This is a genomic window from Roseomonas gilardii subsp. gilardii, from assembly GCF_023078375.1.
In the GTDB taxonomy this organism is placed as follows: Bacteria; Pseudomonadota; Alphaproteobacteria; order Acetobacterales; family Acetobacteraceae; genus Roseomonas; species Roseomonas gilardii.
Genome location: NZ_CP095554.1, coordinates 4,098,148 through 4,110,272 on the forward strand (window position 1 = coordinate 4,098,148; position 12,125 = coordinate 4,110,272).

Here is a 12,125-nt window from a genome sequence, read left to right on the forward strand (position 1 = left end):
TCCATGCCCCAGGACGACGTCTTCGCCCCGAGCTGGGCCCCTCGCATGCTTTCGGTGCTGCGGATCATGGCCGCGCTGCTGTTCCTGGCCCATGGCACGCAGAAGCTCTTCGGCTTCCCGGCGCCGCAGTACATGCCCGCAGCCTTCACCATGGGCTGGTTCGCGGCGGTGATCGAGCTGGTCGGCGGTGTGCTGCTGACGATGGGCCTCTTCACCCGCATCGTGGCCTTCATCTGCGCCGGCGAGATGGCCTTCGCCTATTTCATCGCGCATTTCCCGAAGAGCTTCTTCCCCGCCGTGAACGGGGGCGATGCCGCCGTGCTGTTCTGCTTCATCTTCCTCTACCTCTTCGTGGCCGGTGGCGGTGCCTGGTCGGTGGACGCCGCCCGCAACCGGGTCTAGCCGCGCTCCCTCCCCCGGCGGGCCATGCGCTTCGTGGCTGCCCCGGGGGAGAGGCGCCGCCTCTCCCGCCGGCCCCCCTCTCCGCCGGGGACCGAAGCCGGTCCCCGGACCCCGGGCTTTCGTGGGCTCCCATGGCTGCCGTTACTCTGTGGTTCGACCCCTGGGCGCAGGTGGATCGGCGGGGCTCCCGAAAAGAAGGAAAACATCTTCCCCGCGCTGGTGGCACCCGCAGCCGCCGGAGAGCGATGCTCTCCGGCGTGATCGGGCCGCGGTCAGCAACAGCGAATGGGAGGTCCAGGACCCTCAGGGTCCTGGCGGATAGGGGGTCCGGGGGAAAGGCAGCGCCTTGCCCCCGGGACAGCGCCAGGCCGGACAGTGTTGCCGGACAGTGTTCCGGCGCGCCCCCGGCATTTCGCCTCCGCGCAGAAGGGCGATACCACCCGGCGGCGATCCGCTCTAATCCCCCTGGCGACATGGCCCGCCCCAAGCATCCCCCGATTTCCGCCGAGACCACCCGCGCCCTGACCCGGCGGCTGTGGCGCGACTATGTGCGCCACCATCCACGCGGCATCCTGGTGGCGATCCTCTGCACCGGCGCGGTGGCGGGGCTGACGGCGCTCTATCCCGTCGTGATCCAGCAGGCCTTCGACCTGTTCACCAGCGGCGACCCGCGGATCACCTGGCTGGCGCCGCCGGCCATCATCCTGCTGACCTGCTTCAAGGCACTGGCGCAGTACGGGCAGGCGGTCTCCGTGCAGGCCGTGGTGCTGCGGGTGATCGAGTCGGTACAGAATGACCTGTTCCGCGCCCTCACCCGCGCCGACCTGGCTGTCGTGGCGCGGGAGGCGCCGGCCCGCCACGCCGCCCGCTTCACCGCCGATGCCCAGGCGATCCGCGAGGCGCTGACCAAGGCGATCAACGGCGTGGCGGACCTGCTGACCGTGGTCGGGCTGGTTGGCTCGATGGTCTGGCTGGACTGGCAGATGACGCTGGTGGCGGCGCTGCTCTACCCGGTCGCGGTGGTGCCGGTGCTGCGGCTCGGCAAGCGCATCCGCCGCGCCTCCGGCGGCATGCAGGACCGGGTGGGGGAACTGGCGGCGACGCTGACGGAATCCTTCTCCGCTGCCCGCGTGGTCCGCACCTACCGTCTGGAGGAGAGCGAGGAGGCCCGGGCGCGTGGCGCCTTCGCCCAGCTCCGCGCCGCATTGATGGGCATCAACCGCATCCGCTCCAGCCTCGATCCGATGCTGGAGGCCATCGGCGGCGTGGCCGTGGCCGCCATCCTGGCCGTGGTCGGCTGGCGCGTCTCCCAGGGCATCGGCACGGTCGGGCAGTTCACCGGCTTCGTCGCCGCTCTGCTCATCGCCTCCCGCCCTGTGCGCGCGCTGGGCTCGCTGAACGCGGCGCTGCAGGAGGGGCTGGCCGGGCTGTCGCGGGTCTTCGCCGTGATGGACACGAAGCCGCGCATCACCTCCCCGGCCGGGGCGCCCGCCCTGCCCCCGGGCATGGCCGGGTGGAATTCGCCGATGTCGCCTTCGCCTATGAGGGCGGTGCCGACGCGGCGCTGCGCGGGGTGAGCTTCGTGGCCGAGCCCGGGCGGACGCTGGCGCTGGTCGGACCCTCCGGCGCCGGCAAGTCCACCGCCCTGGCCCTGCTGCCGCGCCTCTATGACGTGACCGCCGGCCGGGTGACGCTGGACGGGGCGGATGTGCGGGAGGTCTCGCTCGCCAGCCTGCGCGACGCCATTGCCTATGTCGGGCAGGATGCGGTGATCTTCGACGACACCGCCTTCAGCAACATCGCCAGCGGCCGCCCGGGCGCGACCCGCGCGGAGGTGGAGGAGGCCGCCCGCGCCGCCGCCGCGCATGGCTTCCTGACGGCGCTGCCGCAGGGCTATGACACGGTGCTGGGCCCGGGGGGCTCACGCCTTTCGGGCGGGCAGAAGCAGCGCATCTCCCTGGCCCGCGCCCTGCTGCGCAACCCGCGCGTGCTGCTGCTGGACGAGGCGACCAGCGCCCTGGACGCGGAAAACGAGGCGGCGGTGCAGGAGGCCATCGCCCGGCTGCGGGCCGGGCGCACCACGCTGGTGGTGGCGCATCGCCTGTCCACCGTGCGGGATGCCGACCTGATCGTGGCGATGGAGGGAGGCCGCGTTGCGGAACAGGGCACGCATGCCGAGTTGATGCGGCGGGACGGGCTCTATGCCCGGCTGGTGCGGACGCAGAGCTTCGTGGCGGCCTGATCCGCCGGAACCCGTTTGGGAAAATCCCCCCGGGCGGGGGCGGGATGCCTCTTTTCCCGCCCCAGGGCCACGCTATCTTGAAAGTGCCATGAAACGCCTCCTCCTCGCGCTGCCCCTGCTCGCCACAGCCTGTGCCGCGCCAGGACCGACCCTGGCGCAGCGGCTGTCGCCGCTGGTGGGGCAGTCGGAGGGCCAGCTCGTCTCCACCCTGGGCGTGCCGGTGCGGACCTATGAGGCGGATGGGCGGAAGTTCCTCGAATTCCAGAGCCAGCGCCTGACCGCCATGCCCGGCGACCCCTTCTGGGGCGGCGGTTTCGGCTATGGCGGGCGTCCCTTCGGCTGGGGCGGCGTCTGGGGGCCGCCCACCACGGTCTGGGCGCCGGTGACCTGCAACGTCACCTTCGCCCTGCGGGCCGACCGGGTGGAGGACTTCACCTACCGGGGCGACGGCTGCGCCTAAGGGCGGCCGCCCCCCCGCCCCGCCTGAATGTCACCGCGGGAATTTCCCCGCTGGCAGAATGCCGCTCTGCCCGCTAGACAGGCACGCATTATGCGCCGCCTGCTCCTCGCCAGCCTCGCCACCCTGCTGCTGCCTGCCGCGGCCGCGCAGGCGCAATTCGATCCGACCCGCCCACGCGGCCCGTTGCAGCCCAACACCCCGGGCGCGGCGCCAGCGATGGCGCCCCCGCCCCTGCCTGGCGCCGGCAACGGCCCTGGCGGCGCGATCCCGTCGGACAAGCCCGTCGCCAGCATGTCGCCGAATGACGAATTATTCGACGCCATCACCCGGGGCGACATGGCCGCCGCCCGCGACGCCGTCTCGCGCGGCGCCGATCTGGAGGCGCGGAACGTCCTGGGCCTGACGCCGATCGACGCGGCGGTGGACCGGGGCCGCAACGACATCGCCTTCTACCTGCTCTCGGCCCGCGCCTCCTTCCGGCCCAGTGGCCCGTCCTCCCCGCCGCCGCGCGAGGCTGCCGCGCCGCGTTCCGGCCCCTCCCGCTCCGCCGCGCCGCGCGAGGCCGCGCGCGGGCGCAGCCCGGACAGCGCCTCCAGCCCCCGCCCGACCCGCACCGCCGAGCAGGCGCCTGGCGGACGGGCCCCGGCGGGCAATGGCGGCACGCCCCGGCCGGAAGCCGGCTTCCTGGGCTTCGACGGCCGCGGCGGCTGATTCCGCCCCTCCGGCGAAACCCATCGGCCGGCGCGGGCTTTTCCCCGCACCGGGCCTCGGCCCGTTTCCGGAAACAAGGACGCGGGCCGCATGAAGGGCACCCCGATGAGCCTCTGGCTGAGTGCCGCCAACCGCACCATCGGCTGGTGGCAGGGCCATTTCGCCCATGCCTGGCGCCAGCAGAGCAGCAAGGCCATGCGCACCGCCCTGTCCCCCGCGCCGAAACCCTCCGCGCCCCGGACGAAGCGCCGGCGCGCGAAGAAGACCTGACCCCTGGGCCACCCACCCGTCCGGACATCTCCCGGCATGCGGGGCGGGCGCATCACACCTCAGGCATTCGTGGGTCGCCTGGACCGCAAGGTGGATTGGCGGCTGGGGCAGGCTGACGTACATCCATGTATGTAATGTCCCCTCCGAGCCATCCTGACGTCCTGATCCTCGGCGCCGGCGCGGCCGGCCTCGCGGCGGCGCGCGCCTGCCTCGCGCGGGGGTTGAGCTGCACCGTGCTGGAGGCGCGGGACCGCGCCGGTGGCCGGGCACTGACCGATCACGGCTTCGGCTGGCCGGTGGATCTCGGCGCCACCTGGCTGCACGCGGCATCCCGGAACCCGCTGACGGCCCTGGCACGGGATCTGGGCTTCCGGCTGCTGAACCACGACGACCATCGCCTCCACCGACTCTATCTGGATCAGGCCGGCGATGCCCCCGGCACGGGGCGCTGGGCAACCGAGGCGGAACAGGCGGAATTCGACGCGGCCTATGACCGGTGGATGGAGGCCGTGCGGGCCGCTCCGCGGGAGCCGGACCCCGCCCTGGCCGAAGTGGCGCCGCGTGGTGGCCCCTGGGATGCCAGCATCGCGGCCTGGGAGGGCCAGACCATCGCCGCGGCGGAGCCGCGCGACATGGGGGTGGAGGATTTCCTGCGCAACCAGTTGGAACCGCCCAACCTCCTGCCCGAACCCGGCTTCGGCACGCTGCTGACCACCTTGGCACAGGGCCTGCCGATCCTCACCGGCTGGCCCGTGGAGCGGCTGTGCTGGTCCGGCACCGGCATCCGCGCCGAGGGGCCGCGCGGCGTGCTGGAGGGCCGGGCGGCCATCGTGACCCTGCCGGCCAGCCTCCTGGCCGCCGAAGCGCTGTGCTTCGACCCGCCCCTGCCGCCGGGATACCAGGAGGCGCTGCGGGGCCTGCCGCTCGGGCTGCTGACCAAGTTCATCCTGCCGGCCCATGGCGAGGACCGGCTGGACCTGCCGCCCTTCGGAGGGGCCGAGCGTCGTGTCACGGAAGGCGAGACCCGCATGACCTTCGTGGCCTGGCCCTTCGGCCGGCCGCATCTGGAGGGCTTCCTGGGCGGCGATCATGCCTGGGCGCTGGAGCGTGAGGGGCCGGCCGCCCAGCTCGCCCATGCCCGGGAGGAGCTGGCGCGGCTCTATGGCAGCCGGGCACGGCGGGCCATCGACTGGGACCGCGCCCTGGTCAGCCGCTGGGGCGCCGACCCCTTCTCGCGCGGGGCCTACAGCTATGCCCGGCCCGGCGCGGCCGGCGCGCGCGCGGCCCTGTCCGCTCCGCTGGCGGATGGGCGCCTGGTCCTGGCCGGCGAGCACTGCCACCCCGATCAGGCCGGCACCGTCGGCGGCGCCTGGGAAACCGGCGAGGCCGCGGCCGCGACGATCGCCGGAACCCTGTCGCCGGGGGCCGGCTGATGGCGGGCGGGACGGAGACCGGCGCGCCCTCCTTCGAGACGGAGGGCGGGACACTGCGGGTTTCGGGGGACCTGACCACGGAAACGGTGGCCCCCTTCTGGAACCACCTGCCCGGCGAGGCCCAGGGGGTGCGGCATGTGGACCTGTCCGGCGTCGGGACGATCGACACGGGCGGCGCCACGCTGCTGCTGCGCGCGGCCGGGGCCTGCGAGAGCTTCGAGGGCGCCAGCCGCCCGGTCGCCGCCGTGCTGGAACGGGTGCGGCTGGCGCGGGAACAGCCGGAGCCCCGCCCGGACGCGCCGCCCCTGCCGCTGATCCCGGCGTTGGGCTCCTGGGGCGTGGGCGTGTGGCGGGCGATGCTGATCCGCATCGCCTTCCTGGGCGAGGCCGCCACCACGCTGGTGAGCGCCTTCCGCCGCCGCCGCCAGCTCCGCCCGTCGGAGCTGCTGCGCCATCTCGACGAGGCCGGGACGCGATCCTTCCCCTTGGTCGCCCTGCTGGGCGTGCTGATCGGCCTGATCCTGGCCTTCCAGTCCGCCGCCCCGCTGCGACAGTTCGGGGCGGAGACCTTCATCCCCCGCATGGTCGGGATCTCCCTGCTGCGCGAACTCGGCCCGCTCCTGGCCGGGGTGATCCTGGCCGGCCGCACCGGCTCGGCCTATGCCGCCGAGCTCGGCACCATGACGGTGAACGAGGAGGTGGACGCGCTCCGCATCATGGGCATCGACCCGATGGTGATGCTGGTGCTCCCGCGCCTGATCGCCGGGCTGGTGGTGATGCCGGTGATGACCCTGCTGATGAACCTGTCGGGGCTGATCGGCATGACGGGCGTGATGCTCAGCCTGGGCTATCCGCTGGTCTTCACCGTCAACCAGGTGGCGCAGGGCGTGGTGCTGAGCGACCTGCTGCAGGGGCTGCTCAAGGCGGCGGTCTTTGGCCTGGTCATCGCCGGCATCGGCTGCCGCGCCGGGCTGACGGCCGGGCGGGGGCCGCGCGCGGTGGGCGACGCCGCCACGGCGGCGGTGGTCGGCGGCATCGTGGCCATCGTGGTGCTCGACGGCCTCTTCGCCATCCTCTTCTACCGCCTGGGCTTCTGATCGATGGTGGAACAGACGGCACCGGAAGGAACGGCCGCCATGGGGCGCGCGGAGACGGTGATCCGGGCGCGGGACATCGCCATGCGCTTCGGCTCCAACCTGCTGTTCCAGGATGTGAGCTTCGATGTCCGGCGCGGCGAGGTCTTCGTGATCCTGGGCGGCTCCGGCTGCGGCAAGTCCACCCTGCTCAAGCTGCTGATCGGGTTGATGCCGCCCAGCGAGGGGCGGATCGAGATCCTGGGCACGGACATGCTGGCGGCGGAGGGCGCCGCGCGCCGGACGCTGCTGAGCCGGCTCGGCGTGATGTGGCAATCGGGCGCCCTCTTCGGCTCGATGACCCTGCTGGAGAATGTGATGCTGCCTCTGGAGGCCCATACCGACCTGCCGCCGGAGGGCCGGGCGGAGATCGCCCGCACCAAGCTCGGCCTGGTGGGGCTCAGCGAGGCGGCGAACCGGCTGCCGGCCGAGATCTCGGGCGGCATGGCCAAGCGCGCCGGCATTGCCCGGGCCATGGCGCTCGACCCGCCGCTGCTCTTCCTCGATGAGCCCTCGGCGGGGCTCGACCCGATCACCTCCGCGGGGCTCGACCAGCTCATCAAGGACTTCGCCCGCGACCTCGGCACGACCTTCGTGGTCGTGACGCACGAGCTGCAATCCATCCTGAACATCGGTGATCGCTGCATCATGCTGGACAAGGCCGCCAAGGGCATGATCGCGGAAGGCCGCCCCGGCGACCTGCGCGACGACCCGCCCAACGACACCGTCCGCCACTTCTTCCGCCGGGAGGCCGAGTAGATGGCCGCGCCCGGGCGAGGCTCCGGCCTCTATCTGCGGGTCGGGCTGCTGATCCTGGCGGGGATCGCGCTAGCGGTCGGCTTCGTGATGTTCTTCACCGCCGGACGGCTCAACCGCCATTCCGAGATCTTCGAGACCTATTTCCGGGAAAGCGTGCAGGGCCTCGATGTCGGCGCGCCGGTGCGCTACCGCGGCGTGCAGCTCGGCCGCGTCACCGAGATCACCCTGGTCAACTCCATCTACCGCAACCCGGAGGGGCGGCCCTTCCAGGCGGCCTTCCAGCTCGTCGTCGTGCGCTTTGCCATCGACCAGGACCGGCTGGGCCCGGAAGGTGCCGATCCCGAGCGCGCGGTCGGCTTCGGCCTGCGCACGCGCCTGTCGAGCGCCGGCCTGACCGGCGGCTCCTATATCGAGATGGATTTCGAGAACCCCGAGCGTTTCCCGGTGGAGAAGCTGCCCTGGACGCCGGAGCATCCGGTGATCCCCTCCATCCCCTCCACCGTGGCGCAGGTGCAGGATGCCGCGCAGAACCTGCTGAACCGCCTCCAGGGCCTGCCGCTGGAGGACATCATGAACAATCTCGACGGCGTGCTGGCGGATGTCCACCGGCAGACCAGCAGCGGCGACCTGGCGAAGACCCTGGCCGATGTCTCGGCCATGGCCGGCACGTTGCGCCAGACCCTGGACAGCACGGACATCCAGGGGATGGTGAAGGACATCCGCGGCGCCGTGGCGGATCTGCGCCGCACCGTGGCGGGGCCGGAGATGCAGGCGACGCTGCGGTCCACCCGCGACGCCGCCGCACAGCTCAACGCCTCGATGCAGAAGCTGCCGGCGGTGATCAGCGCGCTGGAGCGCACGGCGCGCACGGCGGGCCATACGACCAGCGACGTGAACGCCGACCTGCAGCCGATCCTGCGCGACCTGGGGGCGGTGGCCGCCAACCTGCGCGATACGACCGAGACCCTGCGCCGCGCGCCCTCCCAGGCGATCCTGGGCGCGCCGCCACCGCCACCCGCCTGGGCCACGGAGCGCAGCCGATGAACGGTCCCAACCGACCTACCCCGCTCACTCTCCCGCTGGGCCGCCGGCTGGTGCTGGCCGGGCTGCTGGCCCTGCCCGGCTGCTCCGCGCTGCAGAGCCGCCCTTATGTGGAGCCGCTGCGCTTCCGGCTCGATCCCGTGCGCTCCGGTCCGCCCGTGCGCGGCTTCGGACGGCAGACGGTCCTGGTCCGCCTGGCGCGCGCGGCACCGGGGACGGAGGGGCGCCTGCTGCGCTCCATCAATCCGGACGGCACGGTGCGTGTCGAATACTACGCCGAATGGGTCGCGCCACCGGCCGAGGCGATGGACGAGGCACTGCGCCGCTGGCTCACCGCCTCGGGCCTGTTCGCCGCGGTGCTGGCCCCTGGCACGCGCGCGAACAGCGATCTGGTGCTGGAAACCGAGCTGACCGCCCTGCATGCCGATCTTGGCCAGGGCCTGGCCCGGGCCAGCCTTTCCGCGGTGCTGCTCCGCGAAGGGACTCTGGACCGCCGCGCCGTGCGCCAGTTCACCGTGTCCGGGACCGCCCCCCTGCCGCCGGAGCGGCCGCTGCGTCCGGAGCCGCAGGCCCGGGCGATGGTGGAGGCGCTGGCGGGGGCTTTCGCCCAGCTCGAACAACAGATTTTGATCTCGTTAAGATAGTAATCATCTATTAATACAACTGTGGGTTAACTAAGCAGGACGGTGTTCACGAATACCTAGACATCCGTCAATCTTCGGCCAGGATGGCACGTTGAGGCGGGTGTTTCAGGGGTCGCCCCATGCCGTTTGATGGCCCGGACAGAGACGAGGACTGGAACGAGGTCTGGTCGGAATACGACCACCGCCGGGGCATGGCGCGCGGCCTGCTGCCCAAGCCGGTCCCGGCCGGGAAGACCCTGCCACTCCGGCGGGACCAGGGCCGGCGTAGCCTGCTGTTCCCGCTGCTGATCGCCCTGTTGCTGGTTTTCGGCATCGGACTCGTCGCGCCGTCCTGGATCATGGCGCGGGACTTCGCCGCGAAGCTGCGGCATGCGGATGGCGCCACGCTGTTGCAGATGGCCAACCAGCCCAGCCTCCGGGGTAATCTGTGGCGGGAATTCCTGCTCCGGGCCGATGCGGAGGACCTTTCGCCCACGGCCCGGAACTGGCTCGCGGACATGGCGGGGGACATGGTGGCGGGCTGGAATGACCCAAATCCGTCGGTGCCTGGCTGCAACTGCGCCGCTCGCCTCCCCTCCCATCCCAGCATGTGCTGCGCTCCCTCGGCGAACCCATCGGCACCAGCCATCTCCGCTATGCCGCCGCGCGGCTGAACTATGCCGGCGGAGTCGGCTTCGACCTTTCCTGGCAGGGCGGCCAGATGCGCATCCTGGGCCTGCGCTTCCAGGATGGCCGAACCTAGCCGGCCAAGCCTTTCCCATCGGTAAAGACACCGGCGGCCGCCCGGGTCTGTCATCGAACCTTCACAAAAGTGAAACATGACCGTCGCCTTGCGGGGCTAGGGAGCACTCGGCGGCGGGAATACCTGCCCCGCCGGCAAGAACAATCCGCTCCGGAGACCCCGCACGGTGTACAGACGCTCCCTCGCTCTCCTCACCGGCCTCGCGCTGCTGAGCGCCGCCGTGCCGCACGGCGCCCTGGCCCAGACGATCGAGATCACCGGTGCCGGTGCGTCCTTTCCCAATCCCGTCTACCAGCGCTGGGGCGAGGGGGCGAAGGCGATCGGCATCCAGTTGAACTACCAGTCCGTGGGTTCGGGTGCCGGCATCAACCAGATCCGCAACCGCACGGTGGATTTCGGTGCCTCCGACGCGCCGCTGACGCCGGAGCAGCTGACCGAGGCCAAGCTGGTGCAGTTCCCGGCCGTGATGGGCTCCGTTGTTCCCATCGTGAACCTGCCGGGCGTCGAGATCGACCAGTTGAAGCTGACCGGCGAGATTCTGGCCGACATCTATGCCGGTAAGATCACCAAGTGGAACGACCCGAAGCTGGTGGAGCTGAACAAGGGCGTGACCCTGCCCAGCGTCGCCATCGCGCCGATCTACCGCGCCGATGCCTCCGGCACCTCCTTCGTCTTCACCTCCTACCTCTCCGCCGTCTCCCCCGACTGGAAGAGCATGGTCGGAGCAGCCACCTCCGTGAAGTGGCCGGCCGGTGCCGGCGCGCGCGGCAACGAGGGCGTGGCCGGCACGGTGCGCAACACCCGCGGCGCCATCGGCTATGTCGAGAACGCCTATGCCACGCAGAACAAGCTGACCACCGTGCAGTTGCGCAACAAGGCCGGCCAGTTCGTGAAGCCGACCATGGACAGCTTCATCGCCGCCGCCGCGAATGCCAACTGGAACGCGCCCGGCATGGCCGCCAGCATCATCGACCAGCAGGGCGACGCCTCCTGGCCGATCGTCTCGCCGACCTTCATCCTGCTGCCGGCCAATCCGGAGAAGGCCGACCGCTCCCTCGCGGTGATGCGCTTCTTCGACTGGGCCTTCACCCATGGCGGCGACGCGGCGCGCCAGCTCGAATACATCCCCCTGCCCGAGACCGTGCAGGCCAAGGTGCGCGAGGCCTGGAAGCAGGTGAGCGTGGACGGCAAACCCGTCTGGAACCAGTAAGGTCCGTCACCGGAGCATGACCGGAGGGGCCGCGAGGCCCCTCCGGCACTTCTGACCGAGGAAGGTCCCGAGGTTGTCCCAGACCGTCTCCCACCTCGCGGGCGCCGCCGTCGGCGCCGATCCGGTCCCCCCCGGCCCAGCCGCGCCACGCGGCGCACCACCGGCTTCGGCGATGCCCTCTTCGCGGGTCTCTGCCAGGGGGCCGGCATCCTGGTGCTGGTGCTGCTGGGCGCCATCATCGTGGAGCTGTTCCTGGGCGGGCTGCCGGCCTTCCGGGCCTTTGGCGCAGCCTTCGTCACCTCGACGGAATGGAACCCGGTGCAGGAGGTCTTCGGCGGCGGCGTGCCCATCTACGGCACGCTGCTGACCGCGCTGCTGGCCATCCTCATGGCCGTGCCCGCGGCCTTCGGCATCGCCTTCTTCCTCACCGAGCTGGCGCCCGACTGGATGCGCCGCCCGGTCGGCGTGGCGGTGGAGCTGCTGGCCGCCGTACCCTCGATCATCTACGGCATGTGGGGCTTCTTCGTGATCGTGCCCTTCATGGCGACCACCATCCAGCCGCCGATCATCGACACGCTGGGCGAGGTGCCGGTCATCGGCGCGCTCTTCTCCGGCGCGCCCTTCGGCACCGGCCTGTTCACCGCCGCGCTGATCCTGGCGATCATGATCCTGCCCTTCGTCGCCGCCACGATGCGCGACGTGTTCGAGCAGGTGCCGCCGGTCTTCAAGGAAAGCGCCTATGGCCTCGGCGCCACGACCTGGGAGGTGATGCGCGGCGTCGTCCTGCCCTATACCCGCATCTCCGTGGTGGGCGGCGTCATGCTGGGCCTGGGCCGCGCCCTGGGCGAGACCATGGCCGTCACCTTCGTGATCGGCAACGCCAACCGCATCTCCACCTCGCTCTTCGGGCCGGGCAACACCATCGCCTCGCTGGTCGCGCTGGAATTCGGCGAGGCCAGCAGCGGCAGCCTGAAGCTCTCCGCGCTGCTGGCGCTGGGCTTCGTCCTCTTTGTCATCTCCTTCGCGGTGCTGGCCGTTTCGCGCTGGCTGCTGCGGCCCCGCCTGAAGGCCTGAACCG

At 71.6% G+C, this 12,125-nt stretch carries 14 protein-coding genes; all 14 read left to right on the forward strand.

Annotation, left to right across the window (positions count from 1 at the left end; genetic code table 11):
- The first annotated feature begins 3 nt into the window (after positions 1 to 3).
- Positions 4 to 402, forward strand: coding sequence for a DoxX family protein (locus tag MVG78_RS19030; protein WP_247555556.1), 399 nt, complete (start codon positions 4 to 6; stop codon positions 400 to 402).
- 473 nt (positions 403 to 875) lie between these two features.
- A complete protein-coding gene (locus tag MVG78_RS21825; RefSeq protein WP_345892844.1) occupies positions 876 to 1,979 on the forward strand; it encodes an ABC transporter permease in 1,104 nt (367 codons plus the stop codon).
- Positions 1,916 to 2,644 (forward strand): ABC transporter ATP-binding protein, encoded by a 729-nt coding sequence (locus tag MVG78_RS21830; protein ID WP_345892845.1) that lies wholly within the window; start codon positions 1,916 to 1,918, stop codon positions 2,642 to 2,644. Before MVG78_RS21825 ends, MVG78_RS21830 begins: the two co-directional genes overlap by 64 nt.
- 88 nt (positions 2,645 to 2,732) lie before the next feature.
- A complete protein-coding gene (locus MVG78_RS19040; RefSeq protein ID WP_247555558.1) occupies positions 2,733 to 3,104 on the forward strand; it encodes a hypothetical protein in 372 nt (123 codons plus the stop codon).
- A 90-nt stretch (positions 3,105 to 3,194) separates the two neighbouring features.
- Entirely contained in the window at positions 3,195 to 3,815 is a 621-nt protein-coding gene (locus MVG78_RS19045) for an ankyrin repeat domain-containing protein (protein WP_247555561.1), read from the forward strand.
- 90 nt (positions 3,816 to 3,905) lie between these two features.
- On the forward strand, positions 3,906 to 4,085 hold the full coding sequence (locus MVG78_RS19050) for a hypothetical protein (RefSeq protein WP_247555562.1): 180 nt from the start codon (positions 3,906 to 3,908) through the stop codon (positions 4,083 to 4,085).
- 134 nt (positions 4,086 to 4,219) lie between these two features.
- Positions 4,220 to 5,518: a flavin monoamine oxidase family protein gene (locus MVG78_RS19055; RefSeq protein ID WP_247555565.1), complete on the forward strand. Its 1,299-nt coding sequence runs from the start codon at positions 4,220 to 4,222 to the stop codon at positions 5,516 to 5,518.
- On the forward strand, positions 5,518 to 6,615 hold the full coding sequence (locus MVG78_RS19060; protein ID WP_247555582.1) for an ABC transporter permease: 1,098 nt from the start codon (positions 5,518 to 5,520) through the stop codon (positions 6,613 to 6,615). The genes MVG78_RS19055 and MVG78_RS19060 overlap by 1 nt, the downstream gene beginning before the upstream one ends.
- 39 nt (positions 6,616 to 6,654) lie before the next feature.
- Positions 6,655 to 7,410 carry an ABC transporter ATP-binding protein gene (locus MVG78_RS19065; RefSeq protein WP_247555601.1) on the forward strand — a complete coding sequence of 252 codons (756 nt, stop codon included), beginning with the start codon at positions 6,655 to 6,657 and terminating at the stop codon, positions 7,408 to 7,410.
- The gene (locus tag MVG78_RS19070) at positions 7,411 to 8,454 is read left to right on the forward strand and encodes an MlaD family protein (RefSeq protein ID WP_247555637.1); all 1,044 of its coding nucleotides are present in this window, start codon (positions 7,411 to 7,413) and stop codon (positions 8,452 to 8,454) included. It abuts the gene before it with no gap.
- Complete coding sequence (locus MVG78_RS19075) at positions 8,451 to 9,095, forward strand: ABC-type transport auxiliary lipoprotein family protein (protein WP_247555658.1); 645 nt, start codon at positions 8,451 to 8,453, stop codon at positions 9,093 to 9,095. Before MVG78_RS19070 ends, MVG78_RS19075 begins: the two co-directional genes overlap by 4 nt.
- Positions 9,096 to 9,214: 119 nt before the next feature.
- Positions 9,215 to 9,748, forward strand: a complete 534-nt coding sequence (locus tag MVG78_RS19080; protein ID WP_247555660.1) for a hypothetical protein — start codon at positions 9,215 to 9,217, stop codon at positions 9,746 to 9,748.
- Positions 9,749 to 10,003: 255 nt separating this feature from the next.
- Positions 10,004 to 11,047, forward strand: coding sequence for a phosphate ABC transporter substrate-binding protein PstS (pstS, locus tag MVG78_RS19085; protein WP_247555678.1), 1,044 nt, complete (start codon positions 10,004 to 10,006; stop codon positions 11,045 to 11,047).
- A 213-nt stretch (positions 11,048 to 11,260) separates the two neighbouring features.
- The gene (pstC, locus tag MVG78_RS19090) at positions 11,261 to 12,121 is read left to right on the forward strand and encodes a phosphate ABC transporter permease subunit PstC (RefSeq protein WP_247555681.1); all 861 of its coding nucleotides are present in this window, start codon (positions 11,261 to 11,263) and stop codon (positions 12,119 to 12,121) included.
- Positions 12,122 to 12,125: the final 4 nt, after the last annotated feature.